Raw genomic sequence first — 24,164 nt, 5'->3', positions numbered from 1 at the left:
AAAATCTCTGCATGCTTGAAACCCGCTCAATCCAAAAACCTCCAGCTCGCCTTATGATCTTTTTTCAACGGATTTCCAGTCACTTTTGATCTTAAGATTTCCACAGGCATGGCATTTTGGCTCAGGATCAAATCGTGGAATTCCTTCTCTGTCATCTTGCCTGAATCTACCATTTCTCCCCGCATCGCATAAAACTCCAAGGCTCCAATCATATAGGCGATTTGATACAAAGGCCCATAGTTTCCTTCAAATGATCTTCTCACTTCAGCCTCTGCATTGGCACGCTCATGACCTACTTTGTCTACCAGCAGATCAATGCATTCTTGTGGAGTCATCTTTTCCAGGTGGTAATTCAGGGAGAAAATAATTCGTGCACAACGATGCATTCTCCAGAAAAGCATTCCTACTTTATCTTTCGCATCGCGAGGAAAATCCTTATCCCAAAGCACAAATTCCCAATACAGCGCCCAGCCTTCTGTCCAAAACGGCGTTCCAAACATCCTTCTATGCGTCATATTCCGCTGATTCATAAATTGCTGCAAATGATGTCCCGGAATCAGCTCATGCTGCACGGTGGCTCTGGAGAAATGCGGGTTATTTCCACGCATACTCATCATTTTATCGGCATGACTCATTTCCGAAGTTGGATAGGCAATCTGAATGGATTCTCCTCCCAAAAAGAATGGGCTTATCCGCTGACGCTCCGCAGAGATCATCACTGTTCTCCAAGTCTCCTTTGCCAAAGGAGGTACAGTCACCAAGTCATTCGATTCAACATATTCAGTAGCTTCCTCAGCTAAGCGAATCACTTCTGCCGGCCATTCTCCTGCTGGGAAATACGCTTCTTTCACTATTTCCAGCGCTGCCTTCCAGTCATCACCAAAACCCAGTTCATTGGATGCTTTCAGCATTTCTTTCTCACACCAAGCAAATTGCTTCTCAGCCTCGGCGATCAACTCCTCGGGGCTATAAGCGATCATCTCGAATGCCAATTGCTTTTCCAAGGCATCCCGGCCTATTGGTCTCCCGATAATTCCGCTTCCATCATCTTTCACCGAATTAGTATAATGCTCACGCAAGCCTTTTGCATAGGCTTTCATACTCGCATCAAGCTTCTTCCAAGGCTCTGGCATCCACCAGGTGAACATTGGGTCATAGTCGAAGTAATAATTATACGCTTCCCCAGTCGCTCTACTCATCGCTTCTATAGCACTGGCTGCAAGATCTGCTTTCTGCCAGCTGTTGTATTTGGGAGTTGAAGCAAGATTCTTAAGTTGGGCATCTACCTGTTTTGACACTTCATTCCAAGATGCAGCCAGTTTTTGAGGTTCAGGTTTTTTGGCTCTGCGTCTTCCTTGATAAAATTCTTCAAGTGGCTTGGAAAATACCAAAACCCCAGCTATTTCATCAAAAGAACCTTTTTCTATGGCTAGTTCTGCCAGTTCCTTTTCCAAATAATTCCTGAAAAGAACGTAATCTATTTTACCATCCTCCGATAGGGAACTATAGTTGATCTTTCCGAGACTAGTGAGATATTCTTGATTGAATTTCTGTATTCTGGCAAAATATTCGTCGGAAAGTGAGTTGGAGTATAGCCTCCGCAATGCCCCATAATCGGCTTGATAGGTCTGAATCGTTTGGGCTAATTCGGTTGAAAAGCCTAAAGTAGCCATCAAACAGAAGAATAGAATTAGGAAGATTTTTTTCATAAGAAAGGAGGTATTTAAAACCTTAAATTAAATGTTTTGAGCCTAATTCCTCAAAATCACTTCTTCAACTAGGCTAAGAACAGTAATTCTTTGATCAGCGGTAAAATTGATTTTTAACATAAACCCACAAATTATTTGTAGTCAATTACTTATATTGAAGCAGATCAAGAGTTTAGACTTTTCATAAATTGATCCAAACAGCATAGTCTTGAAAGTCTAAGACAGGTGATTTACTTAATTAATTTTTAACCATTGCTCTTTCTGACTGAGGCCACTTTTCAGCCCTAGAATAAGCAACCCCACAAACCCCATTTACTATGGAATTAACCATCACTAATCTTTCAAAGACTTATCCGAATGGAGTAAAGGCTTTGAACAACATTTCTTTGACCATCCCACAAGGGATGTTTGGACTACTTGGTCCAAATGGAGCTGGAAAATCCACCCTGATGCGGACTATTGCGACGCTTCAAGATCCAGACTCAGGAAGTATCATGTTGGACAATATCAATGTCCTGGATGACAAACAAGCAGTTCGTGAGCGCTTAGGTTATTTACCACAGGATTTTGGTCTTTATCCTAGAATAAGCGCTGAAGTGATGCTTGATCATATCGCTCAAATGAAGGGTATTGGAAAGAAATCGGAAAGAAAAGCATTGGTGGAAAGCCTGCTACAAAAAGTGAATCTCTATACCCATCGCAAAAAAGGGCTTGGAACCTATTCTGGTGGTATGCGTCAGCGTTTTGGGATTGCCCAAGCATTAGTAGGAAGCCCATCTTTAATTATCGTAGATGAACCTACAGCTGGACTTGATCCTTCTGAGCGAAATCGTTTCTATAACCTACTATCGGAAATAGGGGAAAACACGGTGGTGATTTTGTCAACCCACATTGTTGAAGATGTAAATACGCTCTGCTCAAATATGGCAATAATCTGTCAGGGAGAGGTACTGATGCAAGGAAAACCTGCTGAGGGCATTGCAGCTGTAAATGGAAAAATCTATAAGAAATCCATAGAGAAATCTGATCTGGGAGAATATCGTGAGAACTATTCCGTGATCTCTACCAAACTTCTTGAAGGAAAATTGAGCTTACGAATTGAAAGTGATGAAAATCCTGGAAATGGCTTTGAGGCGGTTCCAGCTGATTTGGAAGATGTTTACTTCAGCCATATATCTAAAAAAGTAGATCCAATCACGATATAACCTATAGCTATGTTTTTGGATATTTTCATTTTTGAACTGAAATACAGATTCAGTCGCCCCGCGACCTATATCTATTTCTTGATGCTATTGGTAGTCCCATTACTTCTGGTGGGATTTGGGAATACTCCCGCTTCTGAGAAAGTATATCATAATGCGCCAATTGTGATTGCAAATCTTCAGCTACTGATTTCGATTTTCGGAATTTTGATTGCATCTGCAGTGATGGGAGTGCCCATCTATCGTGACCTTGAGCATAAAACTGGCACGTTCCTCTTTAGTTACCCTATCTCCAAATTCGCCTATTTCATGGGGAGATTCTGGGGTTCTTTTGTGACTTTGATATTTATCTCCTTCGGAAGCCTTGTCGGTTTTTATATAGGCACGCTTTTAGGTCCTTTATTCGGCACAGATGAGCTTCGCTATGGCCCAAATTTGCTAATCAATTACTTGCATCCTTGGATTACACTTTCCCTTCCAAACTTATGGTTAGCTGGTTCTTTGTTCTTTGCGCTCATCGTTTTTACCAGAAATATCAAATCCATTTATTCTGGAGGAATAGTAGTTTTCATTATTTACCTACTAGCAAATTTCCTAGCTCAGGATATCGAAAATAAAAACTTGGTGGAGATTATGGATCCTTTTGGGATTAACACCTTCAACTTCCAAACTCGATATTTAACCCCTTTTGAGCAAAACAACTTTATTCTACCTGTAGTCGGCAATCTGTTGATCAACCGATTACTTTGGATCGGTGTAGGAATCTTCTTTTTCATAGCTGCCTATGCGCGATTTAGCTTTACCTATTTCTTCCAAACCCAACAGAAAAAAACAAAAGCAGAAAAAGAAGAAACGAAAACTCCGATGCTTCAACAAGTCCTTGCAAAGGCAAATTTCGCAGGAAACTACCAATGGACCAGTTTTAAAACACTTTCTAAAATTGAGTTTCAAAATATCTTCAAGGACATCTATTTCAAATCGATTTTACTCGGTGGTTTGGTATTTTTGGTTCTGGATTTTTGGATAGGAAACACAGTATATAGTGTCCCTAATTTCCCATCCACTTCTTTTTTAATGGAGTATAAAACCTTTGATTACAACCTCTTTGTCTTCATCATCATTGTCTTTTTCACCGGAGAAAGCTTGCATCGGGATAAGTCCTCTGGGTATTCTGTTATTAATGACACCTTCCCAGTAAAAGACGGGACGGTGATCGCGTCAAAGTTTGCGGGAATGGCAATTATCTGCTTACTGCTGGCAACGATTCCAATCCTAGTTGGATTGGCAGTACAGACCCTGAAGGGATATTTCAATTATGATTTGGGAGTTTACCTCGTCGATAGCTACTTGATCTCCTTGCCAGATTACCTACAAATGGTGATGCTCGTGTTTGCAGTGCACTTGGTTGTCAACAATAAATTTGCCGGTCATGCAGCAGCTATCGGAATTTGGCTGGTGATGATTGTGTTCAGGGATTTCGCAGGATATAACTTCAACCTATTCTTTTTCTCTTATAAGCCAGGCTACCGTTGGAGTGATATGAATGGACTTGGGCATTTCGGAGAGCCTCTATTTTGGTTCAATCTCTATTGGACTGCTATTGGCCTGTTCTTGATTCTTTTCTTTAGCATTTTCTATAGCAGAGGAACGGAGATTTCATTCAAAAACACCTTGAAAACTGCCAAAAGTCGCCTGACTCAGAAAACCTCCATCGCGGCATACATTTTCCTAGTGATAGGAATCGCCTCTGGAGCTTATATTTTCAATTCTCTAGTTTACGAAAATAGCTACCAAACAAGTGATGAAGGAGAGCTTCGACAAGTGGCTTATGAAAAGCAGTTGAAGCAATATGAGTTTATGCCCCAACCTAAAATAACCAAAGTCAACCTCAAAGCCGATCTCTATCCTATGGAACGTGATGCGTATTTCGAGGCTGCAGTTCAAATGGTGAATAAGACCAATGAACCCATAGATTCTGTTCATTTCAATAGTACTGGCTTGACGGATTTTGAGATTCTGTACCAAGGCGAAAGTTTGCCTTATCGTTTTCCTTTAGTCTATGAACCGGCTAAATTCCAGGTTTTCGGAAAAAAGCCAAACCGGGAATGGTATAAAATCACGGCTTTGCCTAGCACCATGTTGCCAGGAGATACACTTGACTTGGTAATAAAAAGTAAAGTCATAAACGACGGATTCCCTAATTCAGGGTTTGGTCGCGAATTGGTTTACAACGGTAGTTTTATCGCAGGAGGAATGCCCGAAATTGGATATTCGGCCGATGGTGAACTTAATAGTGATGAGAAAAGAAGAGAACATGATCTCCCTGAAAAGCCTGAAGATCTACCTCCACATGATGATCCTTTTGGTAGGAACACCCTTTTATTCTCAGATGAGGCTGATTTGATTCAATTTGAAGCAATAGTAAGTACAGTGCCGAGCCAGATTGCAATTGCGCCTGGTTACTTGCAGAAAGAATGGATCGATGGTGATCGTCGCTACTTCCATTACATTCAGGATACCCCGATTCAGTCTTTTTTCTCGGTATTATCTGCTGAGTATGAAGTGCTTCGTGATAAGGCAACTTTATCCTCTGGAAAAGAAGTTGATATTGAAATATATTATCAAAAAGGTCATGAATATAACCTTGATCGCTTTGTGAATTCATACAAAGATGGTCTGACCTATTTCTCAGATACTTATGGAGACTTCCAATTCCGACAAATGCGAATTTTGGAATTCCCTCGTTATGCCGGTTTTGCTCAATCATTTCCCAATACGGTACCCTTTAGCGAGGACTTCGGTTGGGTCGCTGATTTCTCTGATCCAAACAGTTTTGATTATGTCTATTACGTCACTGCCCACGAACTTGCGCATCAATGGTGGGGACATCAGATCACTCCTAATTATACACGAGGAGCTAATTTAACTTCAGAAGCTTTAGCAGAATTTTCAGCATTGATTCTTTCAGAGCGTAAATACGGAAAGGAAAATATGAAACGATTCCTAAAGGATGAGCTGGACGACTATCTGAGAGGAAGATCAAATGAGAGTAAAAAGGAAAATGTCTTTATCAACTGTAACCGCCCCTATCAGTGGTACAATAAAGGCAGTTTAATCCTTTATGGCCTCCGGGATTTGATCGGAGAAGAAGCGATTGACTCAGCTTTGTACAACTTCAATAAGGAGTTTGGTCAGCGGCAAGCTCCACCTTTCCCTGGCAGTTCAGATCTTTATAGACATCTGGCGGCAAAAACTCCTGATAGTTTGATGTACTATTTAGACGATACTTGGAATAAAATCACGCTCTATGACAACAAAGCAGAGGAAGTCACGGCCACAAAAATTGCTGAAGGGGAATATGATGTAACGCTCAAATTAAAATCCCAAAAGCTATACGCTGATTCAGATGGACAAGAATCTGACGCTAAGTACGATGGTGATTACATTGATGTAGGAATCTTTGCTGCTGATGATACGGATGAGGATGGAAAAGATCGGGTAAATCCGCTTTTTGTCCAAAAATATAAACTTAAGCCTGGAGAAACTACGCTTACCATTAGAGTGAAAGGTGAGCCGGCAAAAGCTGGAATCGATCCATATAATAAGTTAATAGATAGAATCCCTGATGATAACACCATCAATGTAGAAGTCGAATAACAAAAGAAAAGGGTCGTTTCAAAATTGAAACGACCCTTTTACTTATTTCTTTTTTCTGAGTAGTGCTACCAAAATCAAAATGAAAATAGCTCCTCCTACTACCCAAGCCCAAGGCTGTTGGTACCATTCCTTTTTACCAATATTGACGTCAATGTTAAGTCCGCCATCCTGAGCAAATGCTGAAACGGTAAAGAACATGGTCATGAGGAATAAAAACACTGAATTCGAGTACTTTTTGAGTTGATTTTTCATGGTTATTTAATTTTTATTTGAATCTAATATTATAAGTCGCAGCTACTCCAATAGTCTGAATATCAAATGAAGGTGCTGAAGTGAAGACTTGATTATAAAAAGCGAAAATATTCCAATCGTAATTGTGGTAACCCACTTGCGGACGAATATAAAATCCTCCATCACTGGCAATATCGCCCGTCAAAAAGGTGTACCCCAAATCAGTTCCTACAAAGAATCCGGAAGGCTGTGGGTAATATCTAAACATCAATCCCAAAGGAATCGCTCCGAAGTCTTGAGCCCCCACTACGTCAGATTTTGCGAAATATTTAGTGTAGCCAGAAACTACCCCTATTCCATAATTATCAGTTCTCATAAATTGAGCTGCTACATCAAGCCCTAGTGCAAAGGAGGAATAATCACCGAGATCAGCTACTGGAACCCCAAGATTAAGACCTAGTTTTAACCAGGAGTTATCTTCATTAATATCTTCGATTTCCCTGGTAGTTTGTGCGTAACTGGCAACAATTGCCATCATTAGTGTCAGCGATAATGCTAATTTTTTCATGGTTGCTGTTGGTTTGTTTTTCTTTCGTTTTTCCAAACCAAATGCCACTAAAAAATAGAGCTACTAAAAAGTACTCCAAATGCCTTCAATTAGTTATTTAAAAGGTTTTAACAAAACAATCACAGGAGAATATGTCCAACAAAAAAAACTTCAGGCCACCCTGTTCTGGGGAAAATTCTTCTCAATAGAGCCTTTTGGAGAACTCTTTTTACTCCAGTTTTCTCCAATCTTTAGGAGTCATTTCGGTGAGATTTTTGAAAGTCTTATTGAAATGCGATAGAGTCTGAAAACCTACTTGATAGGAAACTTGGGAAATACTCAAGTCTGTTTCTAAAAGTAATTTCTTGGCTTCAGTAACTCTGAGCTGTTGAACATATTGAGTAAAAGTTCTTCTGGTCCTAAGTTTGAAAAACCTACAAAATGCCTCCTTACTCATATATGCCTGCTCGGCGACTTCCTCCAAACTTATCTGTCTTTTACTATTGTCAAGAATGAAACGCATCACCTGATCCATTCTACGACCATCTCGCTCAGTCATTGTTTTCAATATTGGGATCTGATTCAAAGGCATCATGTCCTTGGAGGTAAAGTCCAATAATGATAGTATATGAATACAATGACCTAGTCTCGTCAATCCCGAAAACTCTCCAAATCGAGCAAGAAGCTTCGATATCTCTTCCTTCGTTTCCCCAGTAATTTTAAAACATCCAGCTATTTTTTCATTGAGATGCACTAGGTCATGAAAGTCATCTACTTCCGAGAAAGCCTTACTCATCGCTTTAAAATCAAAAAACAACGTGTTCCCTCTGATTTTTAGCGTACCATTATCCTCATAATAATCCGAATCACTCCGAAAAACATGTGGGATACTTTCTGCAAGCAAATACACATCACCTGGCTGAAATCTTCCAACATAATCTCCAACCAAAAGCTGACCTCTACCTTCTACAATTAGTGTCAATTGAGCTTGGGGATGCTGGTGCAGGCTATCGTAAAAGTGATTTCCACGATCTTCCTGGTATTGAATAAATGAATTTTCAGACTTAGGAATCTGAAAGGAAATTACTTTACTCATCTGTTATAATAGGCTTGAATTAGTAAATTAACTCAGAATTAATTGATATTTGATCAAAATAGAATCATTATTTACTAAAAAACCACTTTCATAGTTTTTATTCATGCTCTAATTTTGAAAGAAAAAAGCTATGAACTGGAAAGGTGTATTCCCCGCTGTAACGACTAAATTCCATGCTGACGGAAGTTTGGACATGGATCTATTTTTCAAAAACATTGATTTCCAACTAGAATCCGGAGTTCACGGTATTATTCTTGGTGGCACACTCGGTGAAAGTTCTGTACTTACTCAGGAAGAAAAAATCACCCTAACCCGCGAAACAGTCAATTATCTTGACGGCAAAGTTCCGGTGATTTTAAATATCGCAGAAGGAGCAACTCAAGAGGCGCTTTTCTGGGCGGCAAAAGCGAAAGAACTTGGAGCAGCCGGTTTGATGATGCTGCCTCCGATGAGATATGCTGCTGATGCCCGTGAAGTAGTTACGTACTTCAAAACCGTAGCGGATTCTACTGATCTTCCGATAATGATTTATAACAATCCTGTTGATTATAAAACACTGGTAACCATTGATATGTTTGCGGAACTGGCAGACTGTAAGAATATAGAGGCAATCAAAGAATCAACCCGTGACATTTCTAATGTGACTCGTATGCGTAACCACTTTGGCGATCGTTTCAAATTGCTTTGCGGAGTAGATACCCTAGCGATGGAGGAGTTGGTAATGGGAGCAGATGGCTGGGTTGCTGGGTTGGTTTGTGCATTTCCTAAGGAAACGGTTACCATTTTTAACCTAATCAACGAGGGTAAAAATGAAGAAGCAAGAAATATTTACCGTTGGTTCTTACCGCTTTTGGAACTAGACATTCACCCTAAACTGGTACAATACATCAAGCTTGCAGAGCAACATTGTGGCATAGGCTCTGAGCACGTGCGAGCACCAAGATTGACTTTGATCGGAGAAGAAAGAGCAAGAGTTGAGAAAATCATTACCGATGGCTTGGCTAAAAGACCTAAATTGTAGATTATAGTGTTTAGAGAGTTGAGTTCTAAATGCCATCTTTCAATCATTTGATTCTTTGGTCATTTTTATAACTCAACCTGTCTATCTTATTTTAATCTTTTAACAATCAAACTTAACAAACCTATGAACCTCGATCTTATTTTCTCAGCCGCACAAGAGGCCTTTTTATCTTACAAAAATCTCTCAGGAAACAGGAAGGCAGACTTTCTGGAAAAAATCGCAGAGATTCTTGAAGAGAACAGAAGTGCCATTGTAATGATGGCAGTAAAAGAATCAAATCTTCCAGAAGGCAGAATCAATGGAGAACTAGGTCGTACAACAGGTCAAATTAAGCTTTTTGCCAATCAGCTCAGAGAGGGCTCTTGGGTAGAGGCCACCATAGACCCTGCGGATCCATCAAGAGCTCCTTTGCCAAAGGCAGATATCCGAAGAATGCTGATCCCAATCGGACCAGTTGTGGTATTTGGTGCGAGTAATTTTCCATTAGCTTTTTCCACTGCCGGAGGTGATACCATTTCAGCTTTGGCGGCAGGATGTCCAGTGATCTACAAAGGTCATCCGGCACATCCTGATACATCAAAATTTGTCGGTGATTGTATTTCTCAAGCTGTCTCAAAATCTGGTTTGCCTGAAGGCGTATTTACGCATGTTGAAGGTGGAGTGAAAATGGGACAAGATCTTGTCAAGCATCCTCTTGCAAAAGCAGTTGCATTTACAGGATCTTACGGAGCAGGAAAATCTCTTTTTAACATCGCGTCTGATCGTGACGAACCAATTCCGGTATATGCTGAAATGGGCTCTGTAAATCCAGTTTTCACCTTTCCTCAGCGCTTAACCAATGAGCTCGTCCCGATGGCACAAAGTTATATAAGCTCGCTGACCTTAGGTGCAGGACAATTTTGCACCAATCCTGGATTAATCTTCGTGCCAAAGGAATTGGCCAGTAAATTTGAAAATGCTGTTTCTGAAGCTTTGAAAGGAGCGGCTGGATCTCCGATGCTTCATGAAGGGATTGCGAGTTCTTATTATTCCGCGCTTGACAATCTTAAAATGCGTTCAGAACTAAACTGGGTAAAAGTACCAGACGCCCAACATTTGATCAATGTGAGCCCAGCTTTGGCTGAAATCAAGGCTGCAGATTGGATTGCAGATGATCTTTTCCAGCAAGAGGTATTTGGCTCTTTTGCTTTGATGGTAGTTTATGAAAATGAAGCGCAACTACTAGAGGTAGCCAAAAAACTTCATGGACAGCTTACGATTACGCTTTGGGCAGATTCGTCTGAACTAAAAGCTAACACAGAACTGATCAATTTATTGGAAGAAAAATGTGGTCGACTGCTATTTACCGGTGTTCCTACAGGAGTAGAAGTTGGTTATGCTATGCAACATGGCGGACCTTTCCCATCGACTACTAGTGCAAATACCACCTCAGTTGGGGCCCATGCAATTAAACGATTCGCTAGACCAATCGCCTTCCAGGATATGCCAGCTGATCTACTTCCAGATGCATTGAAAAATGACAATCCATTGGGAATTACAAGGCAAGTAAATGGGAAGTTTACGGTAGAGAAAATCTGATATACGAAATACGATTTACGAGATTTTGAGGAACTACAACCCTCATTTTACGATGTATATCGTCTCTTGTAAACGATTTTCCAACCCTACCACCTTCCAACTTAAAACAGTAGCTCAATTTTCCAATCTTCAAATATTTCAATTTTGAATTTCTAAATGTCAACAAGACACACATTCTCCTGCATTGATGCACACACTTGTGGTAATCCGGTGCGGGTAGTTTCTGGCGGAGTTCCTTTCTTGAAAGGGGATAATATGCTGGAAAAACGTCAATATTTTCTAGACAATTTAGACTGGATTAGAACTGGATTGATGTTCGAGCCTAGAGGTCACGATATGATGTCGGGCTCTATGTTATTTCCTCCACACAATCCTGAGAATGACGTAGCAGTTCTCTTTATCGAAACCAGCGGCTGCCTTGCAATGTGTGGACATGGTACGATTGGAACGGTGACCATTGCGATTGAGGAAGGTTTGATTTATCCTAAAACTCCCGGTAAGCTTAGACTAGAGACTCCTGCTGGATTGGTACTCGTTGAGTACAAACAACAAGGCCAAAAGGTGAAATCAGTCAAACTGACCAACGTCAAAAGCTTTCTAGCAGCTGAAGGATTAGAGATAGAATCGGATGAGTTAGGGAAATTGACTGTGGATGTTTCCTATGGCGGCAATTTCTATTGCATCATAGACCCTCAGGAAAATTTCCCCGGCTTAGAGCATTTCAAAGCTGAGCAACTGATTTCCATGGCTCGTTCGCTTCGCAAAAAAATGAATGAGAAATACGAGTTTGTCCATCCAGAGCATCCAGCGATCAAAGGTCTATCTCATGTACTTTGGACAGGGAAAACTCTAGAACCTACGAGCACAGCAAGGAATGCGGTGTTCTATGGTGACAAGGCAATTGACCGCTCTCCATGTGGTACGGGAACTTCCGCTCGCTTAGCACAGTGGTATGCAAAAGGCCTTTTAAAACCTGGAGAAGACTTCATACACGAAAGCTTCATCGGCTCCAAGTTTATCGGGAGAATAGAAGAAGAAACTGAAATAGCTGGCAAACCAGCTATCATCCCAAGCATAGAAGGCTGGGCAAAAGTTTATGGATATAATACCATCATGCTCGACGATGACGACCCGTATGTGCATGGATTCCAAGTCATCTAAGAGTCTAGAGAAAAGAGTCAAGAACCAAGAGTGGTCTTGCTCAAATCTTGATTCTTGATTCTAACATCTTGATTCTAAAAATGAAACCAACCATCATCATCGGAGGCGGAATAATCGGCCTGTTTACCGCATATTTTCTTCAGAAAGAAGGAGTCGAAGTACAAGTAATTGACCAGGGAGATATGAATATTAACTGCTCCACGGGGAATGCCGGTATGATCGTTCCAAGCCACATTATTCCATTAGCAGCTCCGGGGATGATCAGCAAGGGGATTTCTTGGATGTTTTCTTCAAAAAGCCCGTTCTACATTCAACCTAGACTAGACGCCAAACTTTTGAAATGGTGCTACCAATTTTACAAAGCTGCGAGTCCTGCGCATGTAGAGCGATCTGTTCCTGTACTGAAAAATCTAAGTTTGCTCAGTAAGGCCCTTTATCAGGAGTTTCGGGACGAGCACCCAAACTCTCTGATTGCTTTGCAGGAGAAAGGTTTGATGATGATCTATCAGACAGAAGCAGTTGAGAAAGAGGAAATTGAATTCGCTCATCTTGCCAATGCAAACGGTTTGCAGGCAGATATTTTAACTCCAGAAGAAATCCGAACTTTCGAGCCAAATCTTGAGGTAAAAGCGCGTGGGGCAGTGAGATTTCCTGGTGACGCTCACTTGGATCCAGGGAAATTGTATGGGTTTCTAAAAAGCCACTTACAGCAAAAAGGCGTAAAATTCCTTCCAAATACGCAGGTAACTGGTTTTGAAAAAAGTGGAAAAACCGTCAATGCTGTCGTTACAGACCAAGGTAAAATCGATGCCGGAAAAGTAATTCTCGCGAGTGGTTCTTGGTCTGGAGAATTGGCAGAACTGCTAGGCTTCAACCTTCCGATGATGGGAGGAAAGGGTTATTCATTCCTACAGGAAAACAAACCTGAAATCATGCAATCATCCATTTTGACCGAAATGAAAGTTGCCGTGAGTCCTTATGGAGAGCAAATTCGATTTGGGGGAACAATGGAAATCGCTGGCACCAATCAAAAAGTAAACCTCAATCGAGTCAAAGGAATCTTTGAATCCATCAATCGGTATTACCCAGAATTCGAAGCAAAGTTCCCTGAAGAAACCAAGATATGGAAAGGCCTGAGGCCATGTTCCCCAGATGGTCTTCCTTACATAGGTTTTGCTCCTGGCTATTCTAATGTCATGGTAAACTCTGGACACTCAATGATGGGTGTGAGTTTGGCACCAGCTTCTGGCAAAATCCTCGCAGAATTGCACCAGCAAAAAGATACAACGTTAGAATTGAAAGGTTTTGAGGTAGATAGATACATGTGAGTCCTTTGAGGTTTTTAGAACCTCGAAGGACTTTTTATGATTACTATTTATTCCAGCCATTTCATTAAATTGTTCCTATGGAATCAGATGAGAAAGATCTTGTAAAAGAGCCGTTTACGGAATATGGAGTCTATTCTTATGCGGACTATCTGTCTTGGGAGATCGACGAAATGGTCGAGCTTATCAAGGGAAAAGTGTTTCGTTCTGCAGCAGCGGCACCAAGAAGAAAGCATCAGAAAATTGTGCTTCGATTAGGCTCCGAGCTTTTAAACTTCCTTGAGAAGAAATCATGCGAAGTATTTATAGCTCCTTTTGATGTGCGCCTACCCGTAAAGTCCAGAAAAAATGAAGACATATTCACAGTAGTCCAGCCAGAAGTCTGTGTGGTTTGTGACCGTTCCAAATTGGATGAAGCAGGATGTGTCGGAGCTCCAGATTTAATCGTAGAAGTGCTTTCTCCAGGAAACAATAAAAAGGAGTTGCAAAACAAATACGAAGTTTACGAGGAATCAGGAGTCAGCGAATATTGGATTATTTCTCCTTATGAAGAGACTTTAATGATCAACTCTCTTACTGATGGGAAATATGTTGCAACTAGACTTTTTACCCGCGGAGACATCGTCAAATCTAAATGTGTTTCTGGCTTTGAACTGGATTTGGAAGAGTTTTTTGAAAAAATAGATTAGAAATACATAAAAAATCCTGCTTCAAGAGAAGCAGGATAACTATTGACTGTTAGCAAAATATATATCAAGTCGTATAAACAGAATTGAACATCACATAATCTGTGGTCAAATCTGATCCCCAACCTATGCCTTCTTCTTCGCCTGAATTGAGTTCCAAATGAACTCGAATGTGAGATTCTCTAAGAAGCTTTTTCATATAAGACTTTTCAAAATCCACTGGATTGCCCTTCTCTAGGACCTGAACTAGATGATTTTGGTCTCCTATAAAGAGGTTTACTTTTTTATAATTAAAGGCAACCCCAGCATTCCCAGCCGCAGCGACAATTCTCCCCCAGTTTGGATCACGACCAAACATGGCAGTTTTCACCAAAGTAGAATCAGAGATTGCGCGAATGAGCGTCCTAGCGATCGCTTCAGTTCTCGCCTTGGTTACTTTATATTCTATAAACTTGGAGGCACCTTCACCATCTGAGACGATTAGTTTTGCTAGATGTGTTAGGATTTCCAGTAGTTTCTCCAAGAAAATCTCATACCCTGGATCATCCTTACTTTTCACTTTTCTATTGCCAGCCAAACCATTAGCCATGACAGCGACCATATCATTGGTAGAAGTATCTCCGTCTACGGTGATCATATTGAATGAACGATCTACACAATAGGAAACAGCTTCTTGAAGTAGCTTCTCGTCAATGTTAAAATCAGTCACGATGAATGCCAGCATGGTAGCCATATTGGGATGAATCATTCCAGACCCTTTAGCTACTCCACCCATGTTGATTTTCACTCCTTCATATTCGAATTCAATAAATCCTTCCTTAGCAAAAGTATCTGTGGTCAAAATAGCATTGGCCACAAATGAACCTGCCTTAATTTCACCGCTTAGTTTCGGGATATTGACTTTTAATCCTTCCACTACATCTTCGGTTGGAAATTCCACACCGATAATGCCAGTAGAAGCTACAATCACATCTTCCACTGGAATCCCCAAAGCTTCTGCTGTCGTACGGACCATCGCCTCAGCTCCTTCTCTCCCCTGATCACCGGTACAAGCATTTGCATTTCCTGCATTACAAATAATCACCTGAGCTCGATTATTTTCCAGGTGTTTCTCAGTGATTTTTATAGGCTCAGCGCGAACTTTATTCTGCGTTAAAGTGCCGGCAGCAGCAGCTGGAACTTCTGAATAAATAATAGCCAAATCGCGTTTCATCGATTTCACCCCAGTGTGAGCGCCCCAGCATTTGATGCCACGTACGTTCGTAATATTTTTAATCATCTTTTCTTATTAAGGTTTTAATGGCACTTGGTTCAATCCTTCGGACTCTGTCAAGCCAAACATCAAATTCATATTGTGCACCGCCTGACTAGCTGCGCCCTTGAGCAAATTATCAATTGCTGAGATCACGATAACGCGCTCCGTCCTTGCATCCCACACTGGAAACACATCGCAGAAATGGCTTCCACGTACGTCTTTGATTCCTGGCGCCTGATTTCTCAATCTGACAAATGGCTTGTCTTTGTAAAAATCATGGTAGATCGACGTGAGCTTTTCTTGACTCATTTCGCCTTTGATTTTGGCGTAAGCAGTAACCAAAATTCCTCGATCTACAGGAAGTAGATGCGGAGTAAATTGAACTGCAGTCTGATTGCCAGCCAATGCACCTAACTGCTCCTCTATCTCAATCGTATGTCTGTGACCTGCGATACCATAGGCTTTGAAATTTTCATTCACATTAGAAAAATGCGTGGTTGCACTAGCTTTTATTCCTGCTCCTGTCAAACCTGACTTCGCGTCTATAATTAGAGATTTTTCCTCTACGAGTTGCTTCGCAAAAAGTGGCGCCATGCTCAAAATAGATGCCGTAGGATAACAACCTGGATTTGCAACCAAATTTGCTGACTTTATTTTATCTGATAAAAGCTCTGGCAAACCATAAACAGCCGAAGCAAATCCTTCAGGATAGCTGTGTTTTTTATTATACCATTCTTCATAAACTTCCTTGGTGGAAAGTCTAAAATCTCCAGAGAGGTCTATGATTTTCGCACCTGAATCCTTCCATTTGGCAACAAATTCCATGGAAACGCCATGAGGTAGAGCTAGAAATATTACATCCAGTTTTCTCTTACTTACCTCTTCAGCACTTACCAAAGAAATGTCTAATCTATCGACAAACTGAGGGTGTAAGTCTGAAAATGGCTTGCCCTCATGCGATTCTGAAGTGATCATTTCAATTGAAACTTCCTCGTGATTCAAAAGAAGTCTTGCCAACTCAGACCCCGTAAATCCAGAGGCTCCAACTATGGCTACTTTTAATTTATGATTGCTCATCTTAGGCTACAACAGTGGTTTCGGTAAGGATTTCGTCAAACTTTTCTAGAAAAATATTTAGCTCTTCTCTGCTGATATTCAGGGCAGGAACTAGTCTTAGAATATTTCCAGCCGTAGCATTTGCCACAATGCCCTCTTCAAGTAATCGTAGCACATAGGGCTTAGCCTCTGATTTCATTTTCACTCCAAGCATCAACCCTACTCCTCTCACAGACTCAAGTTCCTCATGCTTCTCGATCAATTCAGCTAGTTTTCCTCTCAACCATTCACTGGTTTCGGTTGCTCTTTTGCAAAGCTGCTCCACATTGATCACTTCTATAGTCGCAATTGCTGAAGCTGCTACGAGCGGATTCCCACCGAAAGTGGTACCATGATCCCCAAACTCAATCGCACTGGCTACTTTTTCATTGCAAAGAATCGCACCTATCGGCGCTCCTCCTCCTAGCCCTTTGGCTAAAGTCATTATATCAGGCTGAACTCCGAAATAGTCTTTTGCAAACCAATTTCCAGTTCTTCCTATCCCACATTGGATCTCATCAAAAATCAAAAGGATTCCTTTTTCATCACATAGCTTTCTCAAACCTTCCAAGTACGCCTTTTCCGCAGGAACAACTCCCCCTTCACCCTGAATCGGCTCTACAATCACTGCTGCAGTTTCTATGTCTATTGCAGCTTCAACTGCCTTGAGATCATTGAAAGGAACTTGAGCAAATCCTGTTGGAATAGGGCCAAATCCTTGTTGATATTTCTCCTGACCAGTCGCGATGGTCGCTAAAGTTCTTCCATGAAACGAATTTTGCATGGAAATGATTTTTCCACCTTTAGATTGCTTGTGTGCATACCTTCTAGCAATTTTAATGGCTCCTTCTACGGATTCTGCTCCACTATTTGTCAGGAAAACTCGATCCAAGCCTGAGATTTTAACTAGCAATTCACTCAAAGCAACTTGCTGAGGACTCACGAAAAAATTAGAAATATGCATCAAGTTAGCCGCCTGATCCTGAATCGCTTTCACAACCGTAGGATGACAATGCCCCACATTATTTACTGCAATACCAGCTAGTAAATCAATGTATTCTTTTCCATTTGCATCCCATAATCTACTTCCTTTTCCTTTGATAAAAGCTAAAGGAAAGCGATTGAAGGTTGGTAAGTAATTCTCTTTGTCTTTGGTGTATAATTCTTGATTGTTCATAATCTTTTATAGAGTTAAGGTGGTTCCAATTTTCTCATGATTGATTACGTATCTGGCAATCTGCTCGGGCTTGGTACCATTTAAAATAATTGCTTTTTGAACTCCTTCTTTTAATGCCAGCATGCAGGATTGAATTTTGGGTATCATACCACCTTGGATGGTTGAACCCATATGCTCTTTAACAGCCCTTTCATCAAGTTCATGAATGATAGAATCTGGATCTGGGTAGTCTAGAAAAAGTCCATCTACATCCGTGAGTACTATAAGTTGATCCGCTTTCACAGCAGCCGCAAGTTTACCTGCAAAAGTATCCGCATTGATATTATAAGAAGTCCCGTCTGCTCCGTCAGCGATACAGGCAACCACAGGAATATATCCTGCTTGGCAAAGGTTGTTGATCAGCGTACTATCGATATCAGTAATTTCGCCAACCAAACCAAGATCGACCAGACTTCCATCGGAAGATTTATGCTGGTACTTTTTTGCCTGCACCATTCCGGCATCTTTACCTGAAAGACCGACGGCTTTTAGGTTGTTTTGATTTAGTAAAGAGATCAAGTCGGCATTGACTTCACCTATCAGTGCTTTTTGAATTTCTGCGAAAGCAACTGCTTCTGTCACTCTGAGACCATCCACAAACTGAGTTTTGATGGCAGCTTTTTCAAGTGCTTTATTGATAAATGGCCCACCGCCGTGCACCATCACTACTTCAAATCCCGCGTCCTGAAGTTTAAAAATCTGTGCTGCTATTTCCTGTTGCAACTGGGGATTGATCATCGCATTCCCACCATATTTGATGAGAATTCTTTGCTTAGACATTTCTACTTTTTTTATAATAAATTGATTTTTTCCTAACCCGGCTCTCCCTTATGGACTGGCAGAAATGAGAAAAAATCAGAACTGAATTACTTCTTATTAGAGATGAAAACTTGATAATTACTGGTTTTACTAATTTAACCTAACAGTTTTAAAACAACCTTCGTTCCGAAAGAGGTTATTTTGTGGAATACCCCCATGTTATTGGAATAGTGAAACTTAAAACTCTTAAAAGTCAAATTACCATTGATCATTTGGCTTGACAGGGTGACATGCTGTCAGTCGAAAGCGGAATTATTTCCCTAAAATGCGCTAAAATTTAAGTGTGAATTATTACCCGATAAATTACTCAATACTACATACGATGATGACTGGAGGAAAAATAGACCAATTCCTTCCAGCAAATAAGGCTATCATTAAATCCTTATTTCAAATTAATGGTCTACGTCCACAGATCACACTAGCATGTCACTAGTCATGTAGAAATACTTTGAAAATTGAAGTCAATCCATTATTTATATTGTTATCATTAACATTCACCCCGGAAAAATGAAGAAAACAGTTTTAGAAGATATTGGACTACTAGTACTACGATTAGGCGCTGGAGGAATGATTTTAACTCACGGCTATCCGAAATTATTGCGGCTAATTGGCGACGACCCTATTAAATTCATGGATTTTCTAGGCATAGGCCCGGTGGTTTCCTTATCACTTGCTGTTTTTGCCGAATTCATATGTGGCATATTAGTAATCATAGGATTTAAAACTCGCCTTGCCACAATCCCACTTATAATTACTATGCTGACTGCAGCATTTGTAGCGCATGCATCGGATCCTTTTGGGAGAAAAGAGCTCCCACTTTTATATTTTACAGTCTTCTTCTGTATACTTATTTTCGGAGCGGGTAAGTTTTCTCTTGATGGACTAAGTGATCGCAAATCCATGTACTATGGAGGCTAGCGTTTCAAATCATTGAGGCAAAGAAAAAGCCAGGTAAGCATCTCCGCTTTTAGTGCCTTTTCCCCCTCCACAGGCGATTACTAGAAATTGCTTTCCGTTCATTTCGTATACTGCCGGTGTAGCATGCCCCGAAGCTGGAAGCTTGGCTTCCCAAAGAATTTCACCGGTCTCCTTATCGAAAGCACGAATTTTCTCATCCTTTGTCGCCGCGATAAATAACACTCCGCCTGCAGTCACCACTGGACCTCCATAGTTTTCGGTACCTGTAGGAGCAAAACCCTGAGCACTCAGAGAGTCAATTTCTCCTAACGGAACTTGCCACTTTTTCTTCCCAGTACTCATATCAATGGCGGTCAAAAGTCCCCAAGGCGGGTTGGATCCATAGAGTCCCTCTTTGGTCACCAGCTTTTTATAGCCGTCCATATAGTAGCGAGGAAAAAGCTGTGATTGCACTCCTTCCATTTCTTGCTTGTCTCCTTCTGCAGGAGCTTTGTCCAAGAGATATTGCAAAAGCACTTTGCGGTTTTCATCAGAAATATGTGCAAAAGATGGCATCGCTCCCCTTCCTTTTTGAAGCAAAAGTGCCAATGAATCATAGGTATATTTTTCCTTTAACTCAAGTAAACTCGGGATTGCCGGCGGGTTTCCCTTCCTGTCCAGTCCATGGCAATTTCCACAAAAATTAGTGTAAACAGATTTACCTATGTTCTCAAAATCAGCATTTGGAGTCATTCCGATTACCCAAGGAATTTGATTGGCGTTCACATATAAAGTCTGAGTTGTAGGATCAAAAGATGCTCCACCCCATTCTCCACCACCATCCATTCCTGGGAAAAGAACAATCGGTTTTTCTGGATGTGGAGGAGCCCAAGTGTCTCCATAAATCGCTCCTTCTAGTTGACTTCTAATATCAGCTTCCCATTCTGGTTTCAGGTTGAGTATACTGGATTCATCAAAAACCATATTCATAAATGGCTCGGGAAATGTAGGAATCGGTTGGGTCGGAGAAGTAAATTCCCCAGGCATGACAGATTGGGTTGTTGCCGTTTCAGGAATTGGCCAAATCGGCTCGCCAGTCTCCCGATCAAAGACATAAGTCATACCTTGCTTAGAGATTTGAGCGACTGCATCAATCCACGTTCCGTCTTTTTGAATTCTAATTAAGTTAGGATTAGCAGGAAAATCCCGGTCCCACACGTCATGATGTACAGCTTGAAAGTGCCAGATCCGTTCCCCAGTTTTCGCATTCAGCGCAATCAGGGAATTCGCAAATAAATTATCTCCTTTGCGGTAACCTCCCCAAAAATCGTAAGTCGCCGAACCTGTTGGCACAAAAACAATTCCCCGCTCCTGATCCAACGTCATCCCAGCCCAATTATTTGCTCCACCGATCTGCTTTATACTTTTTGAATCCCAAGTATCGTAACCAAATTCTCCTTCCTGCGGAATGGTATGGAAAATCCATTCTCGCTTGCCTGTGCGAATATTATAGGCCCTTATATGACCTGGCGCGGCATCCAAACCCTCGGAAAGTCGCATTCCAATAATCAGTAAATCTCCATAGACTACTCCTGGAGCATTTGCCACTATCAGAAAATCCTCCCGCTCTGTGTCTAAACCTTTTCTCAAATCAACCTTGCCTTGGTCTCCAAAACTTGGAATGGGTTCTCCAGTCTCTGCATCCACTGCCATCAGCCAATTTCCAGCCCCAAAAAGAATGCGTTTGTCATCTCCATCTTCCCAATAACTCACTCCACGATTAGTCCCTGCCCAAGAATTTTCTCCTCCAAGAATTTGAAATGGATCAAATCTCCATACTTCAGCTCCGGTTTCAGCATTTACAGCAAACACATTTAAGGTAGGAGTAGAGCCGTAAAGAAGTCCATTTACTACAATCGGCTGGCATTGAATCTGGGAGCGTTCTGTTGCATCACCTGTATTGTACGTCCAAGCAACCTGAAGTTGGGAAACATTTTCTTTAGTGATTTGTGTCAAAGACGAATATCTCGAGCCATCGGCTGGACCTCCATAGTGTGACCAATCGGTGTAATCCACTTCTGTATTATTGGATTGGCATGCGGATAATAGTATCAAAAATCCAAAGGCTACCTTATAGAATGGTTTCATGAATTAGGTTGAGTTGGGTTGTTAAATGAAATCTTAACGTATGGAAAATTATCAATTGTCGAAAGCCAAATCAAATCTTCAAATTTAAAATTTGAAGACTGGTTTTCACTACTGATCATTAGAGATGAAAACTTTCAACCCTTCTTGCGTTAATTCTGTTGGATAAATCTCCAAATCCCCACAAGAACCAACTTTTACTTCACCTGTCAATAGATTAAATCTATACTGGTGTGATGGACAAATCACCTCATGTTCACTTGATAAAGAACCCTCTACTAATGAAGTTCCTCGATGCGGACAATCAGCTTGAAATGCGTGGAAATTTTCTTGGGATCGCACCAACGCGATGACCTGATCACCAAGGTTAATTTTATGAATCCGACACTCAGGAATCATTTCCAAAACTTGGCGTTTCGTACTACCCAAAAGGAATGTTTTCATATGACGGGATTTATCTACTCAAAAGGAAATCAAACCTTAACATAAATAAACCATTGGTTTTCTGATGAATCTTGTTGAATTTAATAGGTGAATAAAAACCGTTAAAACCATGAAAGCAACTATACTTTTTATTACCGCCTTATTATTCTTCAATTTGGCCGAGGCACAAAGCCTTGAGGGGGCTTGGAAACTTACCCATCAGGATGGTCAAGAAGTAACCGATATAGAATATATCAAGATTTATCAAGATGATTATTTTGCATATGGAGCAAAACAGGTTGCTGATAATCACTTTATCAGTGCAGGAGGGGGACCATTTTCTTATGAGGACGGGAAATATATGGAGACTTTAGATTTCTTCACATTAGATCCATTTCAGGTCGGAAAGACAAATAAATACAAGCTGGATTGGGTCAATGAAAAGATGGTCATCTCCTCAGAGATCAATGGGAAAATGCTCGTAGAAATCTGGGAAAAAGTGTCGGATGCAGAAGACGATCTAACGGGAAACTGGGTGATTACGGGAAGAAAACGAGGTGAGGAAATCTCCAGATCAACGCCTGGAGCTAGAAGAACTGTGAAAATTCTCAGCGGAGGTAGATTCCAATGGATAGCTTTCAACTCGGAAACCAAGGAATTTTCAGGCACAGGCGGAGGAACTTACACTGCCAAAGACGGAAAATATGTGGAAAGCATAACATTCTTTTCCAGAGATGATTCTCGAGTAGGTGCTAACTTAGATTTCAACTACGAAGTAATCGATGGTGAATGGCATCACAGTGGACTAAGCTCAACGGGTAATCCAATTTACGAGATTTGGACTCCTTATGCGATTGGATATCAGGGGAAGTAAGAATTTTAAATTCTAAAAGCTGAAAGCTGAAATAATAAAAAAAGTAGCCTTGTGAGCTCCTTTTCTATTTTTTATGCTTCTACAGCGTAGAGTTCTTTCAACTTTCCGACTGTATAATCTACTTCCTCTATTGTATTAAATCGGCTGAAGGAGAATCTAACTGCATCTCGCTCTGGCGTGTGATTGATTGCTCTCAATACATGCGAGCCAACTGTAGCCCCTGAACTGCAAGCGGACCCACCAGAAGCAGAAACTCCTTCCAGATCAAGATTGAATAGCAACATTCCGCTGTTGGCTTCAGACGGAGGTAAGCTTACGCTTAGTACAGTGTACAAACTCTTATCCAAATCTCCAGACAGTCCATTGAATTCAACTCCAGGAATTTCCTGAGTAAGGCTTTGGATGAAATGTTTTTTGATAGACTCAACATGGATCTGATGCTCAGCCATGTCCTCATAGGCGATTTCCAAGGCTTTTGCTATTCCAATAATCCCTATCACATTTTCAGTTCCACCACGCATATTCCGTTCTTGAGCTCCACCGTGGATCAATGGATGGATTTTCTTATCCTTTTTCACATAAAGAAACCCGGAACCTTTTGGGCCATGAAATTTATGACCTCCAGCTACAATGGAATCCACAGGAAGAGATTTTAGATCATGTACATAGTGTCCCATGGTCTGCACGGTGTCAGAATGGAAAAACGCACCCTGCTCTTTCGCAAGTGATCCAATGCGGTTCAAATCATTAAGATTCCCGATCTCATTATTTGCATGCATCAGAGAAACCAAGCTTTTTGGGTGGGCCTTCAGCAAGTCCTCCAGCTGATTCATATCCAATTCCCCCTTCTCGTTTACATCCAGTTTGCTCAGTTTGATGTGTCCTTTTTTCTCACACATTTCCAACGTGTGCAAGACTGCATGATGCTCAAGTGGGGAAGTAATCGCATGAGTAATTCCATGACTTTCGATCCCACAAACAATCGCAGTATTATCAGCTTCAGTTCCACCAGAGGTAAAGAAAATTTCGGCAGGAGTTACATTTAACAATTCAGCAACCTTCTTCCTTGATCTCTCAATTGCAGTCCTAACTTCTCTTCCAAAACTATGGACAGAAGAAGGATTGCCGTAATGATTTCTCATAAAAGGAATCATGGCTTCGATCACTCGATCGTCCATGGCAGTGGTAGCTGCATTGTCTAAGTAAACTTTCATCGTACTCGTATTG

20 protein-coding genes are annotated in these 24,164 nt (G+C 41.0%); 9 read left to right on the top strand and 11 right to left on the bottom strand.

Annotated features, from left to right (window positions below):
* Positions 1-26 precede the first annotated feature (26 nt).
* Positions 27-1,709 (bottom strand): DUF885 family protein, encoded by a 1,683-nt coding sequence (locus tag LV83_RS02865; RefSeq protein ID WP_111610003.1) that lies wholly within the window; start codon positions 1,707-1,709, stop codon positions 27-29.
* Positions 1,710-2,026: 317 nt separating this feature from the next.
* On the opposite strand from LV83_RS02865, the gene LV83_RS02860 reads away from it, so the two are divergent.
* Complete coding sequence (locus LV83_RS02860; protein ID WP_111610002.1) at positions 2,027-2,914, top strand: ABC transporter ATP-binding protein; 888 nt, start codon at positions 2,027-2,029, stop codon at positions 2,912-2,914.
* Positions 2,915-2,923: 9 nt separating this feature from the next.
* The gene (locus LV83_RS02855) at positions 2,924-6,568 is read left to right on the top strand and encodes an ABC transporter permease/M1 family aminopeptidase (RefSeq protein ID WP_111610001.1); all 3,645 of its coding nucleotides are present in this window, start codon (positions 2,924-2,926) and stop codon (positions 6,566-6,568) included.
* Positions 6,569-6,610: 42 nt separating this feature from the next.
* Here LV83_RS02855 and LV83_RS02850 read toward each other — a convergent pair whose 3' ends face one another.
* From LV83_RS02850 to LV83_RS02840, 3 genes are all read right to left on the bottom strand, one after another.
* Entirely contained in the window at positions 6,611-6,820 is a 210-nt protein-coding gene (locus tag LV83_RS02850) for a hypothetical protein (RefSeq protein ID WP_111610000.1), read from the bottom strand.
* 13 nt (positions 6,821-6,833) lie between these two features.
* Positions 6,834-7,367: a hypothetical protein gene (locus tag LV83_RS02845; protein ID WP_111610113.1), complete on the bottom strand. Its 534-nt coding sequence runs from the start codon at positions 7,365-7,367 to the stop codon at positions 6,834-6,836.
* 208 nt (positions 7,368-7,575) lie between these two features.
* On the bottom strand, positions 7,576-8,442 hold the full coding sequence (locus tag LV83_RS02840; protein ID WP_111609999.1) for an AraC family transcriptional regulator: 867 nt from the start codon (positions 8,440-8,442) through the stop codon (positions 7,576-7,578).
* Positions 8,443-8,572: 130 nt separating this feature from the next.
* Between LV83_RS02840 and LV83_RS02835 the strand changes: the two genes are divergently transcribed.
* The 5 genes from LV83_RS02835 to LV83_RS02815 all read left to right on the top strand — a co-directional run bounded on the left by LV83_RS02835 (position 8,573) and on the right by LV83_RS02815 (position 14,216).
* On the top strand, positions 8,573-9,463 hold the full coding sequence (locus LV83_RS02835) for a dihydrodipicolinate synthase family protein (protein ID WP_111609998.1): 891 nt from the start codon (positions 8,573-8,575) through the stop codon (positions 9,461-9,463).
* A 105-nt stretch (positions 9,464-9,568) separates the two neighbouring features.
* Positions 9,569-11,041 carry an aldehyde dehydrogenase (NADP(+)) gene (locus LV83_RS02830; protein ID WP_262510730.1) on the top strand — a complete coding sequence of 491 codons (1,473 nt, stop codon included), beginning with the start codon at positions 9,569-9,571 and terminating at the stop codon, positions 11,039-11,041.
* A 156-nt stretch (positions 11,042-11,197) separates the two neighbouring features.
* Entirely contained in the window at positions 11,198-12,202 is a 1,005-nt protein-coding gene (locus LV83_RS02825) for a 4-hydroxyproline epimerase (RefSeq protein WP_111609996.1), read from the top strand.
* An 80-nt stretch (positions 12,203-12,282) separates the two neighbouring features.
* Positions 12,283-13,530, top strand: a complete 1,248-nt coding sequence (locus tag LV83_RS02820; protein ID WP_111609995.1) for an NAD(P)/FAD-dependent oxidoreductase — start codon at positions 12,283-12,285, stop codon at positions 13,528-13,530.
* 77 nt (positions 13,531-13,607) lie between these two features.
* The gene (locus tag LV83_RS02815) at positions 13,608-14,216 is read left to right on the top strand and encodes a Uma2 family endonuclease (RefSeq protein WP_111609994.1); all 609 of its coding nucleotides are present in this window, start codon (positions 13,608-13,610) and stop codon (positions 14,214-14,216) included.
* 64 nt (positions 14,217-14,280) lie between these two features.
* Here LV83_RS02815 and argJ read toward each other — a convergent pair whose 3' ends face one another.
* From argJ to argB, 4 genes are read right to left on the bottom strand one after another with little or no spacing between them, the layout of a single operon-like run.
* Positions 14,281-15,492, bottom strand: a complete 1,212-nt coding sequence (argJ, locus tag LV83_RS02810) for a bifunctional glutamate N-acetyltransferase/amino-acid acetyltransferase ArgJ (RefSeq protein WP_111609993.1) — start codon at positions 15,490-15,492, stop codon at positions 14,281-14,283.
* Between the two features lie 9 nt (positions 15,493-15,501).
* Positions 15,502-16,545, bottom strand: coding sequence for an N-acetyl-gamma-glutamyl-phosphate reductase (gene argC / locus LV83_RS02805; RefSeq protein ID WP_111609992.1), 1,044 nt, complete (start codon positions 16,543-16,545; stop codon positions 15,502-15,504).
* Between the two features lies 1 nt (position 16,546).
* Positions 16,547-17,740 (bottom strand): aspartate aminotransferase family protein, encoded by a 1,194-nt coding sequence (locus LV83_RS02800; protein ID WP_111609991.1) that lies wholly within the window; start codon positions 17,738-17,740, stop codon positions 16,547-16,549.
* A 6-nt stretch (positions 17,741-17,746) separates the two neighbouring features.
* Complete coding sequence (gene argB / locus LV83_RS02795) at positions 17,747-18,559, bottom strand: acetylglutamate kinase (RefSeq protein ID WP_111609990.1); 813 nt, start codon at positions 18,557-18,559, stop codon at positions 17,747-17,749.
* A 546-nt stretch (positions 18,560-19,105) separates the two neighbouring features.
* Between argB and LV83_RS02790 the strand changes: the two genes are divergently transcribed.
* Positions 19,106-19,516, top strand: a complete 411-nt coding sequence (locus tag LV83_RS02790; protein WP_111609989.1) for a DoxX family protein — start codon at positions 19,106-19,108, stop codon at positions 19,514-19,516.
* Between the two features lie 9 nt (positions 19,517-19,525).
* Here LV83_RS02790 and LV83_RS02785 read toward each other — a convergent pair whose 3' ends face one another.
* Together LV83_RS02785 and LV83_RS02780 are read right to left on the bottom strand one after the other, a co-directional pair.
* Positions 19,526-21,643, bottom strand: coding sequence for an outer membrane protein assembly factor BamB family protein (locus tag LV83_RS02785; RefSeq protein WP_111609988.1), 2,118 nt, complete (start codon positions 21,641-21,643; stop codon positions 19,526-19,528).
* A 108-nt stretch (positions 21,644-21,751) separates the two neighbouring features.
* Entirely contained in the window at positions 21,752-22,084 is a 333-nt protein-coding gene (locus LV83_RS02780; RefSeq protein ID WP_111609987.1) for a Rieske (2Fe-2S) protein, read from the bottom strand.
* Positions 22,085-22,193: 109 nt separating this feature from the next.
* Here LV83_RS02780 and LV83_RS02775 point away from each other — a divergent pair, with 109 nt between their 5' ends.
* Positions 22,194-22,937: a hypothetical protein gene (locus tag LV83_RS02775; RefSeq protein ID WP_111609986.1), complete on the top strand. Its 744-nt coding sequence runs from the start codon at positions 22,194-22,196 to the stop codon at positions 22,935-22,937.
* A gap of 71 nt (positions 22,938-23,008) precedes the next feature.
* Here LV83_RS02775 and LV83_RS02770 read toward each other — a convergent pair whose 3' ends face one another.
* The gene (locus tag LV83_RS02770) at positions 23,009-24,151 is read right to left on the bottom strand and encodes a cysteine desulfurase family protein (protein WP_111609985.1); all 1,143 of its coding nucleotides are present in this window, start codon (positions 24,149-24,151) and stop codon (positions 23,009-23,011) included.
* Positions 24,152-24,164: the final 13 nt, after the last annotated feature.

Origin of the sequence: Algoriphagus yeomjeoni (genome assembly GCF_003259505.1) — a bacterium.
Lineage (GTDB): Bacteria > Bacteroidota > Bacteroidia > Cytophagales > Cyclobacteriaceae > Algoriphagus > Algoriphagus yeomjeoni.
Note: the sequence above shows the minus strand (reverse complement) of the source record. Positions and strands in the feature narration are given on the sequence as shown.

Bases quoted from the DNA above. Each gene is read 5' to 3' on its own strand.
- LV83_RS02865 (WP_111610003.1), bottom strand. From the start codon at position 1,709: ATGAAAAAAATCTTCCTAATTCTATTCTTCTGTTTGATGGCTACTTTA.
- LV83_RS02860 (WP_111610002.1), top strand. From the start codon at position 2,027: ATGGAATTAACCATCACTAATCTTTCAAAGACTTATCCGAATGGAGTA.
- LV83_RS02855 (WP_111610001.1), top strand. From the start codon at position 2,924: ATGTTTTTGGATATTTTCATTTTTGAACTGAAATACAGATTCAGTCGC.
- LV83_RS02850 (WP_111610000.1), bottom strand. From the start codon at position 6,820: ATGAAAAATCAACTCAAAAAGTACTCGAATTCAGTGTTTTTATTCCTC.
- LV83_RS02845 (WP_111610113.1), bottom strand. From the start codon at position 7,367: ATGAAAAAATTAGCATTATCGCTGACACTAATGATGGCAATTGTTGCC.
- LV83_RS02840 (WP_111609999.1), bottom strand. From the start codon at position 8,442: ATGAGTAAAGTAATTTCCTTTCAGATTCCTAAGTCTGAAAATTCATTT.
- LV83_RS02835 (WP_111609998.1), top strand. From the start codon at position 8,573: ATGAACTGGAAAGGTGTATTCCCCGCTGTAACGACTAAATTCCATGCT.
- LV83_RS02825 (WP_111609996.1), top strand. From the start codon at position 11,198: ATGTCAACAAGACACACATTCTCCTGCATTGATGCACACACTTGTGGT.
- LV83_RS02820 (WP_111609995.1), top strand. From the start codon at position 12,283: ATGAAACCAACCATCATCATCGGAGGCGGAATAATCGGCCTGTTTACC.
- LV83_RS02815 (WP_111609994.1), top strand. From the start codon at position 13,608: ATGGAATCAGATGAGAAAGATCTTGTAAAAGAGCCGTTTACGGAATAT.
- argJ (WP_111609993.1), bottom strand. From the start codon at position 15,492: ATGATTAAAAATATTACGAACGTACGTGGCATCAAATGCTGGGGCGCT.
- argC (WP_111609992.1), bottom strand. From the start codon at position 16,545: ATGAGCAATCATAAATTAAAAGTAGCCATAGTTGGAGCCTCTGGATTT.
- LV83_RS02800 (WP_111609991.1), bottom strand. From the start codon at position 17,740: ATGAACAATCAAGAATTATACACCAAAGACAAAGAGAATTACTTACCA.
- argB (WP_111609990.1), bottom strand. From the start codon at position 18,559: ATGTCTAAGCAAAGAATTCTCATCAAATATGGTGGGAATGCGATGATC.
- LV83_RS02790 (WP_111609989.1), top strand. From the start codon at position 19,106: ATGAAGAAAACAGTTTTAGAAGATATTGGACTACTAGTACTACGATTA.
- LV83_RS02785 (WP_111609988.1), bottom strand. From the start codon at position 21,643: ATGAAACCATTCTATAAGGTAGCCTTTGGATTTTTGATACTATTATCC.
- LV83_RS02780 (WP_111609987.1), bottom strand. From the start codon at position 22,084: ATGAAAACATTCCTTTTGGGTAGTACGAAACGCCAAGTTTTGGAAATG.
- LV83_RS02775 (WP_111609986.1), top strand. From the start codon at position 22,194: ATGAAAGCAACTATACTTTTTATTACCGCCTTATTATTCTTCAATTTG.
- LV83_RS02770 (WP_111609985.1), bottom strand. From the start codon at position 24,151: ATGAAAGTTTACTTAGACAATGCAGCTACCACTGCCATGGACGATCGA.